The sequence below is a fragment of the Paraburkholderia sp. GW821-FHT02A12 genome, from assembly GCF_059422005.1.
The window spans coordinates 980,219-995,253 of sequence record NZ_JBWKWA010000002.1 but is presented as its reverse complement, the minus strand read 5'-3'; the positions used below and the strand labels follow the sequence as shown (position 1 = coordinate 995,253).

Here is a 15,035-nt window from a genome sequence, read left to right as displayed (position 1 = left end):
TCGAGTCACGCGATCAGCTTGAGCGGGCCGGACAGCGGCACGCTCGGCGCGAGCTGGTTGTTGACGATCGCGAGATCGAAGCGATGCTTCTGTCCCGATCCTTGTGCACTGCGCCATTGCCCGCCCACCAGCGGCGTCTTCGCGACATTCTTCACCGGCCCGCTGCCCCACGCGACATGCCCGACCAGCGTATCGAGCTGCGTCGACGCCACCGCGTCGCGAATCGCTTCGTTCGAATCGACGTCTTTCGCGCGCTTTAACGAATCGACGGCGATTTCGAACAACGCATGAGCGAAGCCGATCGGCTGAGTCCATTGCTTCGACGTGACGCGTTCGTAGTCGTCGGCGAGCTGCCGCGCACTTTGCCCCGTCAACGACGACTTGAACGGATGCGACGGCGACCACCACACCTCGGTGGAAAGGCCCTCGCCGAGATCGCCCAGCGCTTCGATAGAGGTCGGAAACAGCAGCGCCTTGCCGATCGAAATGACCTTGGGTTTCAGACCTTGCTGGCGCGCCTGCACCAGAAAATTCTTCGCGTCCGGCGGGATCACGACGCCCGTGACGATCTGCGCATTCGCCTGCCTGAACGACGAAATCTGCGCGGAGAAGTCCTGCGTCATGCTCTGGAAGCGGCCCGGGTCCTTCAGCGTGAAACCCTTTTGTGCGAGCACCGGCGGAAAGCCGAGCTTTGCGTCGCCCCATGCGTTGCCGTCGCCATCGTTCGGGAACAGGCCGCCGACGCTGTGGTTGGTCTGCACCGATTGCCACATGCCGGTGTAGACGGCGATCACGTCCTCCAGTCCCCAGAAGAAATGATAGGTAAAGCGAAAACCCTTCTTCGGATCGCCCTTTCTGCCGAAGAACCACGGCTGCCACGGCACCACCGTCGACACGCACGGCATCTCGTTCAGCTCGCACGCGTCGCTGACCGGATTCGCGGTCTCGGGCGTGCCTGACACCAGCATGATGTCGACCTTGTCCTTCAGGATCAGATCGTTGGCGACCTCGCCGGCACGATTCGGATTCGACTGGCTGTCCTTGACGACGATCGACACCGGATACGTCTTGCCGCCGATCGCGATGCCGTTTTTCAGCACCGTCTGCATCTGCTGGATCGTGAAGCGGTCCGCTTCGCCGAACGGCGCGAGCGGTCCGGTTTGCGGCGACACGTAGCCGATTTTCAGCGTGCGTGGACCGGCGGCGAATACCAGCGGCGAGAATGCCGAGGCCGTGGCGGCGAACGCGCCGCCTGCCGCGAGTGTGACGAAGCGGCGGCGCCTCGCATCGAAGGAATATGCGTCCATGGTTGTCTCCTGAATTTTTTATATGAATGGGATCGAGCGGGATCGAGCGCACTAAATCGGTCGCCGCCCGTCGAAAGCCGCTTCGAGTAACGCCCGCAGCGGCGCATGCTCGACCGGCCGCGGATTCCAGTAAGGGTTCGGGTTCTTCAACGCGAGACCGAGCGCGACGTCGAGATCGGTTGCGGTGAGACCGATGTCTTTCAGCGCAGTCGGTGCGCCGTGATCGCGAGCGAGGTCGAACACGGCTTGCGCGGCATCGCCGGCGTGCAAGGCGCAAGCGATACGCTGCATCGCGTCAGGCGCGGCCTCGCGGTTGTAGGCGAGCACATGCGGCAACACGATGGTGTGCGTCTCCGCGTGCGGCAGATTGAAAGTGCCGCCGAGCATATGACACAGCTTGTGATGCAAGGCCATGCCGACGCTGCCGAGCACCGCGCCGCACAACCATGCGCCGTACAGGCAGTCGCCACGCGCGGCGAGATCGCCCGGTTGCTCGATCACGCGGGGCAAACCCTGGCCGAGCGCGCGGATGCCCTCTTCCGCCATCAGACTGATGATCGGATTCGCGTCCTGCGCATAGAGCCCTTCCGCGGCGTGGGCGATCGCGTTGATACCGCTCGTGAGCGATAACCCCGGCGGCAGCGACGTCGTCAACGCGGGGTCGTAGATCACCGTCTTCGGCAACACACGCAGATCGCGACCGGTCTTCTTGACGCCGCCCTCGGTGAGACCGTAAATCGGCGTCATCTCGGAACCGGCGTAGGTGGTCGGAATCGCGATGATCGGCAGTGAGGTTTCGAGTGCGATCGCCTTGCCGAGACCCGTCGTCGAACCACCGCCTATCGCGATCGCGCAATCGGCGCCGACCTGTGCGGCAAACTCGCGTGCCGCGCGAGCCGTTTCGACCGGCACGTGCATCACGGCTTCTGCGTAGACCCCCGCCGCTCGCGCGCCGAGACTTGCGGCCAGCGCTTCGGCCTGTGCACGCTGTTGGGGTGTGGACAGCACGATCGCCCGCGTCGCGCCGAGCAAACCGATCTCGCGACCGAGCTGGTCGAGGCTGCCCGCGCCGAAGATCACGCGCGACGGCAAGCCGTTGTAGATGAACGGTTCCATGGCGGTTCAGCGCGGGTAGTAAGGCGGAATCTGCGCATCCACGTTGACCCACACCGACTTGGGCTGCGTGTATTCGCGCATCGCTTCGAAACCCATCTCGCGGCCATAGCCGCTCGCGCCGACGCCGCCGAACGGCGACGCGGGGCTCACGCGCTTGTAGCAGTTGATCCACACCATGCCGGCGCGAATCTCGCGAGCGAGCAGATGCGCGCGTTGCAAATCGCGTGTCCAGAGACCGGCGCCGAGACCGTATTCGGTGCCGTTCGCGATGGCGAGCGCTTCTTCGTCGGTGCGGAATCGGGTGACGGTCATGAACGGGCCGAACACTTCTTCCTGCGACACCCGATGCTCGGGCTTCGCGTCGACGATGGTCGGTTCGACATAGCAGCCGTTCGCGAGCGCAGTGTCGTCCGGCGCCTTGCCGCCCGCCAGCACGCGGCCGCCCTGCTCGCGCGCGACATCGACGAACGACAGCACGCGGTCGCGATGCTGGCGCGACGTGAGCGGGCCCATTTCCGTCGACGGATCGAGCGGATTGCCGATCTTGATCGTGCGGCTGAGCGCAACGAATTTCTCGAGCACTTCGTCGGCGATCGATTCATGCACGATCATCCGCGAGCCGGCGATACACGCCTGCCCCTGGTTGTGGAAGATCGCGAACGCCGAGCCTTGCACGACGGCGTCGATATTGGCGTCGCCGAATACGATGTTCGCGCCCTTGCCGCCGAGTTCGAGCTGCACCTTCTTCAGATTGCCGCTCGACGCCTGCACGATCTTGCGGCCCACCGCTGTGGAGCCGGTGAAAGCGACCTTGCTGATCTCCGGATGCTCGGCGATGTACTGGCCCGCCACCTGCCCCAAACCCGGCAGAATATTGACGACGCCGTCCGGGAAGCCCACTTCCGCCATCAGCTCGGCAATAGCCAGGCTCGACAGCGGCGTGAGTTCGGCGGGCTTCATGATCACGCAGTTGCCCGCCGCGAGCGCGGGCGCCATTTTCCAGCTCGTGAACATCAGCGGAAAATTCCACGGCACCACCTGCCCGACGATACCCACCGGCTCGCGCGTCAGGTAGTTCAGAAAACCCTGCTCGACCGGAATCACCGAACCTTCGAACTTGTCGGCCATGCCGCCGAAATAGCGGAACGTGGCCGCGGTGCGCGGCACGTCGAGATTGCGCGTGTCGCGAATCGGGTGGCCGGTGTCGAGCGATTCGAGGCGTGCGAGCGCGTCGGCGTTCGCTTCGATCGCGTCGGCGAGTTTGAGCAGCAGGCGCCCCCGCTCCATCGCGGCAAGATTGCTCCACTTCGGAAACGCCGCTTTCGCCGCTGCGACAGCGCGGTCGACGTCGGCGGGTCCGGCCATCGCGACTTCGGCGATCACCGAGTTGTCGTGCGGATTGAGGGAGGCGAGCGTTTCGCCGTTGGCAGCCGGCACGAAGCGGCCGCCGATGAAGAGTTGCGTTTGCATATCAGTCCCGCGCAAGTAAAACCTGGACGTGACATCCCCCGCGGCGCCGGCAGTCCGGCGCCGTTCGATCAGCGATCGGGGGGAATGCCGGCGAGTTACATCTGGATCGGATACGGCGGCAGTTCGCCGCTTTCGTAGCGCTTCGGCAGATCGGGCGTGGCGTTCTCCCACACCAGCAGCATCGAACGCTTCTGCGAGTAGCCCTTATGGCGAATGTCGGCCGGCATCGCGGCGATATCGCCCGCGTTCATCGTGATGCGCGCACGCGGCTCGCCGCTGTCCTTATCCGCGACATCCCAGATGATCTGGTCGGACAGTTGCAGGAACCACTCGACGCGGTCGTTGCCATGAAACACCGGCAGCACGAATTCCTCGGTGGTCGGACAGAACAGGCTTTGCTGACACACGGAAGTGACCGACGGATTCCACGTCACGTCCGAGCGCGACAGATACTTGAAGAGGCTGAACGCATGCAGCGCGTTCTCGAAGCCGGGCTCCGCGTGAATCTCCGGTTCATCCTGGACCACATCGGCGAACTGGCGGTTGACCGGCAAGTCGTCGCGCAACGGCGAGTCGCCTTCGAGGCCCGGCATGCGCCTGGTCGCGATCCGCGTGCGCTCGATCGCCGCGATGTTGTCGCCGTGTTTCGTGCCGAACGCGGAGCCGGTTTCTTCGGGCGCGGCGAACGGATCGAAGCCTTCGTTGACCCAGTCCTTCAGAATCGCCTTGAAGGTCGCCATGATGAGCGGCGTGTCGAACTGCTGCATGTGGTCGACACCCGCTTCCTTGAGGCTCGCGTTATACGCGCCGGCGTACATGTCGACCTTGCCGTAGTGATTGCGCGTGCCGATCACTTCGTCGAAGTTGACCCAGCCGTAGAAGAAGCCCCAGGCCACATCGCGCATCATCGCGCGCAGGAAGTCGTCGGCGTGCATCTGGTGCGAGCGGATCTGGCCTTTGGCGGGCCATCTGACGGTGGCGAAATAGGCGTCGCGGCTGAATTCGAAATCGCCGAGGCGGAACACGCGATAGCCGGTGACCGGATCGGCCTCGCTCGCGGTAACGTTTTGCAGGGTGCTGGCTTTGTCCATGACGGGCTCCAGAAGAGGATCGATCGTGTAGCGGGAATCAGTGGATGCAGATGTCGGCCCACTTCTCGACCGAATAGCGTCCGAGGATCGTCTGCACGAGCAGCACGCCTTTCGTCACCGCTTCGAAGCGGTAGGCGGCGCCCGCGGGCAGCAGCGCCTGGTGGCCGCGGCGTAGCCGCACGTAGCCCATTGCCTGGCCCGGCGGCTGGCCTTCGAGCCGCACGCTGCCTTCGGTCTGCGTGTCGACCAGCGGACCGTCCGACGGCTTGATGAAGTAGACGTCGATCTCGCCGTCGAGCACGACCGCGAACTCGTCATGCGACGCGGCGAACCACGGCGACGAACCTTCCGCGCGCAGCGTCTCGATCACGTACTTGAGATTCTTGCCGACGACGACTTTCTCATAGGGCTCAGCGCGGCTCGCCACGTCGAACACATTCGACATGGCGTAGTGCTCCGGTTTGCCCTTGATGATTTCGATGGAGCCCTTCCGAAAATTGTCCAGGCTGCCGAACCAGGTCTGTTGCATGTCTGCCTCCAGTTGATCTACGAATGCGTTGCTTGCATCGAAGATTAAGTGGCGGCAGGCGCAACAGCAATGTTCCGAGGGTCGGGAAACGCGAACCCTAGGTGCATCAGAATCCCGCCAGGGAAACTACCTGGTGGCGAACCCGGACGGGCGTCCGGCTGAACTCAGTCTTCGGCCAGTTCCTCGCCGACGCTTTTGGTCTCGTCGTCCGGCGGCGCAATGCCGAGCGCCTTGTCCCACTGCGGCTCGCGCAGATAGCGCGCGCGCAGGAAGTCGACGAAAGCCTTGACCTTGGTGGTCGAGCGGTGCGAGGCGGGATACACCGCCGACAGCCACAGCGGCGGCGCCGCGTACTCCGGCAGCACCCGTTCGAGACGATGCTCCAACAGATCGGCGGCGGCGACCATGGTCGGCAAATAAACGACGCCTGCGCCGGCTCGCGCGAACTCCAGCAGCAGATGCACGCTATTGGTTTTCAGCACCGGATTCAGCGCGATTTCGAAGCACTCGTTGCCGCGCATCAGCGGCCACTTGTCGCCCCACGGGTAGTACGAATAGCGGGCGAAGTCGTGCCGCAGCAAATCCAGCGGTGTTTCGATCAGCGGCTCTTCCTTCAGGTAGCCAGGCGCTGCGCATAGCACGCCGCGTACTGGAAACAGACGCCGCTCGACCAGCAGGTTCGACGCCGGCGGATAGATTTGCAACGCCAGATCGAAGCCTTCCTGAACCGGATCGATGACCCGGTCGCTGACGGTCACGACGAATTCCACGCGTGGGTACGCGGCGCGGAATTCGATCAGCGTCTGCGAAAAATGCCCGAGTGCGAAGCCCGGCAGCACGTGCACATTGAGCGTGCCGGCCAGCGCTTGCGGATCGCCGCGCGAACGTCCGGACAGTTCGTGAACCTTGTTGACCAGTTCGGCGCACTCGCGGTAATAAGTCTCGCCGAGTTCCGACAGGCGCACGGCCCGCGTCGAACGATGAAACAGCGGCACGCCGAAATGGTCTTCGAGCTGTTTGACGCGCGAGGTCACCACCGATTTGGCGACGCCCAACTGGCGCGCGGCGCCGGCAAAGCTCTGCGCTTCCGCGGCCCGCACGAACGCTTCCATCGACATGAAGAGATCCATGCTGTCTCCTGTGGCCGCTGTGCCCGCGGCCCTGTTATGCGGCTGAAGTGTAATCCTGTTTGCGGGGCGCTGTTGCGCCGGGTCGCCGTGTCCGCTCGAACTGACACCGCGAAGCCGGCAAAACTGAGACCACCCCATCGACTGCGTACACGCCACTCACGCATAGCGTGCGAGAAACATATCGGCGGCGGATTCCGCGACTTGCTTTTGTTCAGCTTTGCTGAGGGGGCGCTGCCCCATCGTCACCTGCGGCCAGAAAGCGAACGCTTTCACGAGGCCCTGCAACTGCTGCGAGGCGAACGTCGGGTCCGATGTCTTGAGGCGGCCAGCAGCAGCGGCTGCACGTATCCACACGGTCAAGTCTTCTTCACGCTCGCCCATGCGGGCCACCATGTCGCGCGCGCGCTCCGGTGAATGAATGCCTGCCGCGATCGCAACGCGCGCGAGCGACAGGAATGCCTCGTCGTTTAAAAGGCTCAGCTTTTTCAACAGCAACTGGAGCAACTGCGCGCGCAACGGCTGAGAGTCGGAATAAGCGGGCGCCTTGCCGGTGTCGCTCGAGTCCCACAATTGCCGCAGGATCGCCGCGAATAGCGCTTCCTTGCTCGGAAAATGGTTATAGACGGTACGCTTCGAAACGCCCGCGCGGGCGGCGATGCGGTCCATGCTGGTCGCGTCGAAGCCGGCGGCGAGAAATTCGTCGATGGCCGCTCCGATCACGGCGGCGCGCTTGCGGTCGGTCAGGCGTAGCGGGCTGGCACTGGTATTCATCGTTAAATTTTACACCAGGCAGTTTACTTTTTTCGATAATAAACTACACTGAGCAGTCTACTTTCCGTTTCGGGACGCCTTACATGACATCGTTCACCGCTTCTATCCGCCGCGCTTTGGGCTTGACAACAGCGCGACGCGGGCGTGAATTGTTCGACTCGTCAGTTCAACATGACGGCGAGCGCTTTCGTAACGTCAAGCCGCGTCCGGCCGAAGGAATCGGCAAGACCTTGAGCATCGCGTGGAATGTGTTGTTCAGGAAACCGGAGGGCACTGCGCCGGCAAGCACCCTGCCCGTCGACGCGCTGACGCGCGAACAGCTTGACGCGGCGCCTGACCGCAGTCTGTATCGCCTCGGGCATTCGACCATGCTGCTCAAACTGCGCGGGCAGTTCTGGCTGACCGACCCGGTCTTCGCCGAACGTGCATCACCGTTCCGGCGCTTCGGTCCAAAGCGTTTTCATGCACCGCCCATTGCGCTCGCCGACTTGCCGCCGCTGCGCGGCGTGATTCTGTCGCACGACCACTACGACCACCTGGACCGCGAGACGGTGCTCGCGCTCACCCGTACGACGAGCGTATTTCTGACGCCGCTGGGCGTTGGCGACCGGCTGATCGAGTGGGGTATCGATGCGTCGAAGGTCCGCCAGTTCGACTGGTGGCAAGGTGTCGAGATCGACGGTCTGGCGTTCACCGCGACACCTGCCCAGCATTTCTCCGGCCGCAGCCTCTTCGACGGCAACAGCACTTTGTGGGCCTCGTGGGTGATCGTCGACGGCGATCTGCGCGTATTCTTCAGCGGCGACACGGGCTACTTCGACGGTTTCAGGACCATCGGCGAGCGGCTCGGTCCATTCGACGTGACGCTGCTCGAAACGGGCGCCTACGACGCCCAATGGCCCTACGTCCACATGCAGCCCGACGAAACCGTACAGGCGCACCTCGATCTGCGCGGCTGCTGGCTGGCGCCGGTTCACAACGGCACATTCGATCTGGCGATGCATCGCTGGCAGGAACCGTTCGAGCGCGTGATGGGGCTCGCCGCCGCACACGGCATTCCGCTCACGACGCCGCGCATGGGAGAGCGGCTGGATCTGGCCGCGCCGCACCGCGGTGAGCGGTGGTGGCGCGAGGTCGCCGAGATCGTGCCCACAAGATCATTGTCGCGATTGACGCCATAGACAAGGTGGATACTGGGCAGGTCTTTGCTGCATGCAAAACGGACGCCACTCCGTCGCAATCACGTGTATGCAGACGCAAGCGAACCGCATTATTGCCGTTGCGGATGATCAAGAAAGAAGCGCAGCATTTCGGCACTTGCGTCCGGACCGGTGGGGTCCGTGTAACTGCCTCGCGCATTGCCGCCCGCCCACGCGTGCGGCGCGCCATGAATGGTCCACAACTCCGCATCGACACCGTCGCTGGAAACCAGCCGCGAGACGGTACAGGCACGTCGGCCAGCGTCGATCCGACGCCCTTCGCTGCCGGCGTCCGGCCGTGCGTCGAAGCCGTGCACGATCCGCGCGGCATTCGCTATGTGAACCGTGGCATCGGCGTCACCATGAAAGACGATCATGGGCCGTTGCGGTGAGTCTGTATCGTGCTTCGCGCGCCGTACCTCTCGGGGGCGTTTGCCGCCTTTCATCGCCGCGAGCGCGGAGGGTAAATCGTGCGCGCACCGCGCGGGGAGACCGGAATGCACGCCGGCTGCGGCATACAACTCGGGATACGCGGCGATCATGATCGCCGCCATTGCGCCCCCGGCTGACATGCCCGCGACGTACACGCGCGCAGGATCGACGTTGTGGGCCGCGATGATCTCGCGTGTGATGCCTGCGATCAATGACGGCTCGCCGCGCTCGCGATGCTGATCGTCGGGCTTGAACCAGTTCCAGCACTTCGACGGATTGGCCTGGCGTGGCTGTACCGGATAAGCAACGAGACATCGATGCCGCTCGGCAAGCGCATTCATCTGCGTGCCTGCTGCGAAGTCGTCGGCATCCTGCGTGCAGCCGTGCAGCATCACAATCAGCGGGAGCGGCTCGCCGGCGTCCCCCGCCGGCACATACAGCCGATATCGACGGCGCCCGGCGGCGTTCGAATACGCAAGCGTGCTGAAATGTCCGCGATCCTCCACGTCGATGCATACTTCCCGCGCCGTACGCGCGGCGGCTTCCTTCGCCTTTGCCTCGGCAAACGGGAAGATGACCGGTTCCGGCGCCTTCTCACGCGACACGGTATCGTGCGCCGCGCCAGCGGTCTCGCCTCGCAGCGCGCGTTGTATCACTGCTGTCGCTTCGGCAGGGCCGCGGGTACGCAGCAAAGTCATCGCTTCGCGCATTGAGTGCAGGAAGCCTTCGTTCAGGTTCATCGCATTTGTCCAGTTATCGGGTTGGGAGTCGCGCGGCTAGAGGATTCTGTCCGCGAGCACCGTCTTGACGGCAGGTGAAGCGTGAAAGGCTCCCAGCACCACGACGCTCTCGATGGTCGCGAGCGCGAGCTCAGGTGAGACGTCGGCGGCAATGCTGGCCAGTCCCAGCACCTGAATGTTGAGGCGCTCGTGCGCAGCGCGTACCGCCTCGAGATCCTGCCTGGAGAAATGCTGCAGCCCGAGCACAAGCGCACGACGCGTAATCGTTTCCCGGACGACCTGCGCATGCAGCGCGAGCTGGTTTCGAATCGCCGTGCGAATCAGGTCGGTCCGGTTCGAATAAAAGCCTTCCTCGACCAGAAGATCGATCTGCCCGAGATCAACCGGGCCAAGGTTGATCGTGATTTTTTCCGAGTCGCCACCTTTGGACCGCGTCGTGTCGGGTAACGCCGTTTTTTTCATTTAGCCATCCTATTGCCATCCATATGGATGGTTATAGGATGATTTTGGGTGCGCCGCAACATTAAAATTTGGGGTCGGGGCGCTCGGCCGCTTCCCGTCGAACTTCGGCCGTTTGGGAGTGGTTGCAGATTATCTCTTCATGGCCCGGATGCTGTCTTATGCGATGGGCATACGTAGCTCGAAACTCATGATCAGGCGATCGGCTGCGACCCTGAAGGCGACGTTCACCGCTCCTACGAAGCGGACATTGATTCAAGATAACCCGACCCGCCTCTGAAGCTGCTCCCAGATCTTTCAAAATCACAGTCCTTGAGTACGTTCACGGGACGAGCGTGTCGTCGACTAACCGCTGCCCAGGAGCTGTACCTGCCATGAACGCCTCGGCCTCCGTCGCGAACGGATGCTGGCTGTCTGCCGTGATGCATATCGGCGCAACCGTGGGGCGAGTAGCGCACACACTTCTGATAATGGTTAATACTTCTTTTCCGGCTTCTGTTTTTTATTTTTTTGCCTTACTTTTAGGGTGGCATACTTGGCTCACTTGTGGTTGAGTTAAAATGGGCGTCAGCTTACGCAAGCCAGGCATTCTTATAGCTATAAGTCTAAGAGGAGGTGCCGAAATGAACAGTTTCGATACAGCAATCCAGACTTTCCTGACGCACATCGCTTTTAGCTCGATCATGCTTAACCACGCGATAAGGGTTATCGCGGGCCTATATACATTCAAGGGCTTCGTGCTCGTACCCATTTTGTGGTGGATATGGTTCAAACCCAGTCAGCGTGGTGAATGGGAGCGTGAAATGGTCATCGCGACGATTGCGAGTGGCCTCCTGGCGCTCGCAATCGGCAGGCTTCTCGCCCATTACTTGCCATTTCGGGCGCGGCCGATCTATAACCTCGAACTGCACCTGCACTTTCCATCAGCCGGTCTGCGAGAGGCGGTACTGCGCACCTGGAGTTCCTTTCCGAGCGACCACGCGATGCTGTGGATGTCAGTCGCGACAGGAATTTTTCTCGTCTGGCGTCGCGTCGGCGTGCTCGCGCTTTTGTACACCGCGATCTTCATATGCCTGCCGCGCGTTTATCTCGGCTTGCACTATCCGACCGACGTACTCGCGGGGGTGGCGATCGGGATTATCATCACCTACGTAATGACTCGGGACTCTGTTAGAACGCGTTTTGCAGCACCGATCTTGCGATGGATTCACAGATTTCCCGGACCCTCTTATACGTTGGCATTTCTGTTGTGTTTCGAATTAATAACCCAGTTTGACGAAATACTACTGCTCGGGCAGTCGGTTTCAAAAGCACTGTGATTGCCCGTGCCCGCAGCTATCGGCCCGGCAACTACTGGCAATAGCGTGAGCTTCGGCGCAAGCATGACGGATGGACAGATTTAAATACGATTCGCACACTTAATGGCAAACGATCCTCGAGATTGAGTCGGGCGCCCCTTATTGGCCGACTACTGCCCGATGCGGTCGGCCGTAATCGACCCGCCGTTCACTGTCTTGCAGAACGGAGATCCCCTTTCGGCGTGGAAGTGCCATTCATATATAACGAGTTGTAGCTAGACGCGCGCCTCTCGTTTCGGCGCAGGGCGCCGCAGGCCGGGCGTCACTCACGATTCGGTCCGACCTCGAGCGTTCGACGCTGCGCACCGCGCATCCCAACATCCCAATGTAATCGCCCTGACGACGGCGCAATCCCCGCGTTGGAATCCGATCGCGCGGGCGGCGCTGGAATTTGCCACCCGTCCCGATCGTTCTTTCCGTGGAACTGTAACAGCGGTAACGATTTCGACCGGGCAGCAGCCCCGCGTTCGCGAATTTGCACGTTCGAACGGAGTCAAAAGTACAACAGACCAGCGATGTCTGGTTCGAGGGCGATCCGCAGCCGATCTGCGTGGATCGCGCCTTGCGAGGAGGGAAGATGAAGTCGACCATGTTCCGGATTCTCGCCGGGATACTGGCAAGCCTGATCCTCGGAGCATCATCGGGAGTGCATGGTGAGAGCGAGGTCCAGCCGGCGCCGCAGGCCGCCGCGCCGTTGACGGCAGAGCAGTTCGATCAAATGCTCGCGCCGATCGCGCTCTATCCTGATCCGCTGGTCGCCCAGATCCTGATGGCGGCGACCTATCCGCTGGAAGTCGTCGAAGCCGATCGCTGGGTTCAGCAGCCGGGCAACGCGGCGCTCCAGGGTGGGCAGTTGACTGACGCGCTCGAGCAGCAGCCCTGGGATCCGAGTGTGAAGTCGCTCGTGCCGTTTCCGCAGGTGCTGAAGATGCTCGATGACAACCTCGAGTGGACCGAGCGCATTGGCGACGCCTTTCTGGCCAGCCAGCCGGCGGTCATGGATTCGATCCAGCGCCTTCGCCAGCGTGCGCAGGCGGCAGGCACGCTGCAGTCGATACCGGAGGAGGCGGTCAACCAGGTCGGGCAGGACATCACGATTCAGCCCGCCAGCGCGGACACCGTCTACGTTCCGGTCTACAACCCGACGACCGCCTATGGCGCCTGGCCTTATCCCGCTTATCCGCCCTACTATTTCCCAGATAACTTCTACGACGCGGTGCCCGGTCCGTTCGGCTTCGGCTGGGTGAGCGTAGCCATAGTCGTTCCGCTGTGGGGTTGGGAGCATTGTGACTGGCATCGGCACCACGTCGACCTCGACCGCGACCGCTTCGCCGATCTGAACCGCCACCATCGGCCGTCGGGAGTCGAGTGGACGCACGATCCGTGGCATCGGCACGGCGTTCCGTACCGCGACCCGGTCGTGCAGAGCCGGTTTGCGTCGAACGCCGCGTCGCCGGATGCGCGCCCGGCTTTGCGCGGAAATCCGGCAGCGTTGGCCGTTCCTTCATCGCGCACCGTGCCGGCCGTCGCGGGGATGCCGGGGGACGCGCATCCGCAGGCGGCTCCGGTGCCGGCGCCGCAGGGTCCTCATGCGCAGATGCCTCGGGTGTGGACAGCGCCCCGCGCAGAGGTGACGCCGGCGCCACAGGTCCCTCATGCGCAGATGCCTCAGGTATGGACGGCGCCGCGCGCACAGGTCCCTCAGCCACCGCAGGTTCCTCACGCGCAGACGCCTCAGGTATGGACGGCGCCCCGCGCGCAGGTCCCATCGTCGCCGCAGGTTCCTCATGAGCAGATCCCTCAGGTATGGGCGCCCCGCGCACAGGAACCTCTGTCACCGCAGGCGCCCCACGTACAGGCGCCTCAAGTACTGCGGGCGCCTCCAGCGCAGATGCCGCACCCGATGCCGCGGCCAACCGCTGTGGTGATGCCGCACGTCGCGCCAGGCTTCGTACCGTCCGGTCGCGGCCTTGGCATGCAGGCGCCAGCCATGCCCGGACGCGTCAGCGGCATGCCAGCGCCCGTATTCCGTCCTGCGGGCGGGGTGGCGCGGCCGGCGACGTCGGACGGCGCCAGGACACACTGAAGAGCGGCGTATCGGTCGCCTGCGGACAACCACGAACAGCGCATCCGGCACAGGCGTCTGACGTATCGAACCTGCAACGATGGACGGCCAGCGGCAGCCCGGACCGGATCCGCGCGTTCACACGTCCTCCGGAATCGGGTTGCAAAAGCTGATGAACAGATCAGGCTGATCGAGAGTCGTCGAGGAAAAAAAGCGCGTCTGTAACTACATAACTTCGTTTTGAACGTTTGATCGGTAACGCTAACTTTGCTCGTATGAAGCGAAATCATTGTTGAAGTTAAGGTCCTTCCGTCCTACATCGACTTGAGCTTGTCACGTTCACGTTGAAGATCCTTCGGCGATAACGGCACAAAACCGCCCTTAACCAGCACTGGCGATGCAATCAACGCCTGCCCCTCGTCCGAAAGCGCAGTATCCAGATACGCCTTCATCCACGGTTCCAGCGGTTTTCCATCCGCACGATTCACGTAAAACTGGACAAACGAAGCGAGCGGATATTTGCCCTTCGCAACGTTATCGTAGGTGGGTGTGAAGAACTTTCCCGCTTCCGTTCCAAGGGCAAGCGTTCTCACTTTTGCCGGCGGTTTCGGCGCATCTTTCGGCCCGACAATACCAATGCCGCACACATCCTCGGCAACCGCATTCAGGACCTCATCGGAAGTGTCGAAGGCTTCATAGGTGGCGGCGAACGGATGATTGCCCAGCTTCGCCTGCCGCATGGAGGTCGTCGCGCCGCCGTCGTCGCGTCGACCGTAGAGGTGAATGCGCCGCTTGCTGCATTCCGGCGGGATCGTCGCACCTTCAATCTGCGACCAGAGATTGATATCGCCCTGTTCGGCGCCCGATGTGAAAATTTGCGCAAGCTGAGTGAGCGTCAGACCCGGCAGCGGATTGCGCTGGTTGACGAAAACCGATGCGGGATTGTGCATCGATTCACCCACTCCGTATCCCGCGTAGCCGATACGGATCGTCACCGGATCGCGGCCATGAACCTGCCTGAATGCGGCGCGTTCGCCGCCGAACGCGTCGCGCGTGATGGGCGCGAGTGCGCTGACATCGGCGGTCAGTGCGGGTAATGCAGTCGAAGCGCCCTTCAGATCGAGATCGAATTTGAACTGCGGGTGACTTCTCACGAATAATTGATCGAGTTGTCGCAGAAGACCGCTCATGCTGTCGTCGCCTGCGATAACAACCGCTCCCGCCGGATTCAGATAAGAAGCATGGGCTGGAACCGCGAGGTCGCTGGCCGCTGAGGCAATCGCGCAGGTGGTAAGTCCCGTCAAAACGACGATAACCGCAGCGGTGCGACGAGAATAATTGGAGCGCTTCTTCAACATGACTTTTCCG

13 protein-coding genes are annotated in these 15,035 nt (G+C 62.5%); 3 read left to right on the top strand and 10 right to left on the bottom strand.

Annotated elements, in window-relative coordinates; all coding sequences use genetic code 11:
- Window positions 1-5 precede the first annotated feature (5 nt).
- The 7 genes from AC07WT_RS25815 to AC07WT_RS25785 all read right to left on the bottom strand — a co-directional run bounded on the left by AC07WT_RS25815 (window position 6) and on the right by AC07WT_RS25785 (window position 7,414).
- Complete coding sequence (locus AC07WT_RS25815; protein WP_494949118.1) at window positions 6-1,307, bottom strand: ABC transporter substrate-binding protein; 1,302 nt, start codon at window positions 1,305-1,307, stop codon at window positions 6-8.
- 51 nt (window positions 1,308-1,358) lie between these two features.
- Window positions 1,359-2,423 (bottom strand): maleylacetate reductase, encoded by a 1,065-nt coding sequence (locus AC07WT_RS25810; RefSeq protein WP_492593006.1) that lies wholly within the window; start codon window positions 2,421-2,423, stop codon window positions 1,359-1,361.
- 6 nt (window positions 2,424-2,429) lie between these two features.
- Entirely contained in the window at window positions 2,430-3,893 is a 1,464-nt protein-coding gene (locus AC07WT_RS25805; protein WP_492593005.1) for an aldehyde dehydrogenase family protein, read from the bottom strand.
- A gap of 95 nt (window positions 3,894-3,988) precedes the next feature.
- A complete protein-coding gene (locus tag AC07WT_RS25800) occupies window positions 3,989-4,984 on the bottom strand; it encodes a hydroxyquinol 1,2-dioxygenase (protein ID WP_494949117.1) in 996 nt (331 codons plus the stop codon).
- A 37-nt stretch (window positions 4,985-5,021) separates the two neighbouring features.
- Window positions 5,022-5,513 carry a cupin domain-containing protein gene (locus tag AC07WT_RS25795; RefSeq protein WP_494949116.1) on the bottom strand — a complete coding sequence of 164 codons (492 nt, stop codon included), beginning with the start codon at window positions 5,511-5,513 and terminating at the stop codon, window positions 5,022-5,024.
- 164 nt (window positions 5,514-5,677) lie between these two features.
- Window positions 5,678-6,643, bottom strand: a complete 966-nt coding sequence (locus AC07WT_RS25790; RefSeq protein ID WP_494949115.1) for a LysR family transcriptional regulator — start codon at window positions 6,641-6,643, stop codon at window positions 5,678-5,680.
- A gap of 156 nt (window positions 6,644-6,799) precedes the next feature.
- On the bottom strand, window positions 6,800-7,414 hold the full coding sequence (locus AC07WT_RS25785) for a TetR/AcrR family transcriptional regulator (RefSeq protein ID WP_494949114.1): 615 nt from the start codon (window positions 7,412-7,414) through the stop codon (window positions 6,800-6,802).
- An 83-nt stretch (window positions 7,415-7,497) separates the two neighbouring features.
- Between AC07WT_RS25785 and AC07WT_RS25780 the strand changes: the two genes are divergently transcribed.
- The gene (locus AC07WT_RS25780; protein WP_494949113.1) at window positions 7,498-8,595 is read left to right on the top strand and encodes an MBL fold metallo-hydrolase; all 1,098 of its coding nucleotides are present in this window, start codon (window positions 7,498-7,500) and stop codon (window positions 8,593-8,595) included.
- A gap of 89 nt (window positions 8,596-8,684) precedes the next feature.
- Here the strand turns inward: AC07WT_RS25780 and AC07WT_RS25775 are convergent, their stop codons facing one another.
- Both AC07WT_RS25775 and AC07WT_RS25770 read right to left on the bottom strand, forming a co-directional pair.
- Window positions 8,685-9,785 carry an extracellular catalytic domain type 1 short-chain-length polyhydroxyalkanoate depolymerase gene (locus AC07WT_RS25775; RefSeq protein WP_494949112.1) on the bottom strand — a complete coding sequence of 367 codons (1,101 nt, stop codon included), beginning with the start codon at window positions 9,783-9,785 and terminating at the stop codon, window positions 8,685-8,687.
- Between the two features lie 36 nt (window positions 9,786-9,821).
- Complete coding sequence (locus tag AC07WT_RS25770) at window positions 9,822-10,247, bottom strand: CopG family transcriptional regulator (RefSeq protein WP_492592998.1); 426 nt, start codon at window positions 10,245-10,247, stop codon at window positions 9,822-9,824.
- A gap of 620 nt (window positions 10,248-10,867) precedes the next feature.
- On the opposite strand from AC07WT_RS25770, the gene AC07WT_RS25765 reads away from it, so the two are divergent.
- Both AC07WT_RS25765 and AC07WT_RS25760 read left to right on the top strand, forming a co-directional pair.
- Window positions 10,868-11,563 (top strand): phosphatase PAP2 family protein, encoded by a 696-nt coding sequence (locus AC07WT_RS25765; protein WP_492592997.1) that lies wholly within the window; start codon window positions 10,868-10,870, stop codon window positions 11,561-11,563.
- 616 nt (window positions 11,564-12,179) lie between these two features.
- Window positions 12,180-13,688 carry a DUF3300 domain-containing protein gene (locus AC07WT_RS25760; RefSeq protein ID WP_494949111.1) on the top strand — a complete coding sequence of 503 codons (1,509 nt, stop codon included), beginning with the start codon at window positions 12,180-12,182 and terminating at the stop codon, window positions 13,686-13,688.
- A gap of 293 nt (window positions 13,689-13,981) precedes the next feature.
- Here AC07WT_RS25760 and AC07WT_RS25755 read toward each other — a convergent pair whose 3' ends face one another.
- Entirely contained in the window at window positions 13,982-15,025 is a 1,044-nt protein-coding gene (locus AC07WT_RS25755) for a PstS family phosphate ABC transporter substrate-binding protein (RefSeq protein WP_494949110.1), read from the bottom strand.
- Between the last annotated feature and the right edge of the window lie 10 nt (window positions 15,026-15,035).

Excerpts from the sequence above, each read along its gene's own strand:
- AC07WT_RS25815 (WP_494949118.1), bottom strand. The coding sequence starts at position 1,307 with ATGGACGCATATTCCTTCGATGCGAGGCGCCGCCGCTTCGTCACACTC.
- AC07WT_RS25810 (WP_492593006.1), bottom strand. The coding sequence starts at position 2,423 with ATGGAACCGTTCATCTACAACGGCTTGCCGTCGCGCGTGATCTTCGGC.
- AC07WT_RS25805 (WP_492593005.1), bottom strand. The coding sequence starts at position 3,893 with ATGCAAACGCAACTCTTCATCGGCGGCCGCTTCGTGCCGGCTGCCAAC.
- AC07WT_RS25800 (WP_494949117.1), bottom strand. The coding sequence starts at position 4,984 with ATGGACAAAGCCAGCACCCTGCAAAACGTTACCGCGAGCGAGGCCGAT.
- AC07WT_RS25795 (WP_494949116.1), bottom strand. The coding sequence starts at position 5,513 with ATGCAACAGACCTGGTTCGGCAGCCTGGACAATTTTCGGAAGGGCTCC.
- AC07WT_RS25790 (WP_494949115.1), bottom strand. The coding sequence starts at position 6,643 with ATGGATCTCTTCATGTCGATGGAAGCGTTCGTGCGGGCCGCGGAAGCG.
- AC07WT_RS25785 (WP_494949114.1), bottom strand. The coding sequence starts at position 7,414 with ATGAATACCAGTGCCAGCCCGCTACGCCTGACCGACCGCAAGCGCGCC.
- AC07WT_RS25780 (WP_494949113.1), top strand. The coding sequence starts at position 7,498 with ATGACATCGTTCACCGCTTCTATCCGCCGCGCTTTGGGCTTGACAACA.
- AC07WT_RS25775 (WP_494949112.1), bottom strand. The coding sequence starts at position 9,785 with ATGAACCTGAACGAAGGCTTCCTGCACTCAATGCGCGAAGCGATGACT.
- AC07WT_RS25770 (WP_492592998.1), bottom strand. The coding sequence starts at position 10,247 with ATGAAAAAAACGGCGTTACCCGACACGACGCGGTCCAAAGGTGGCGAC.
- AC07WT_RS25765 (WP_492592997.1), top strand. The coding sequence starts at position 10,868 with ATGAACAGTTTCGATACAGCAATCCAGACTTTCCTGACGCACATCGCT.
- AC07WT_RS25760 (WP_494949111.1), top strand. The coding sequence starts at position 12,180 with ATGAAGTCGACCATGTTCCGGATTCTCGCCGGGATACTGGCAAGCCTG.
- AC07WT_RS25755 (WP_494949110.1), bottom strand. The coding sequence starts at position 15,025 with ATGTTGAAGAAGCGCTCCAATTATTCTCGTCGCACCGCTGCGGTTATC.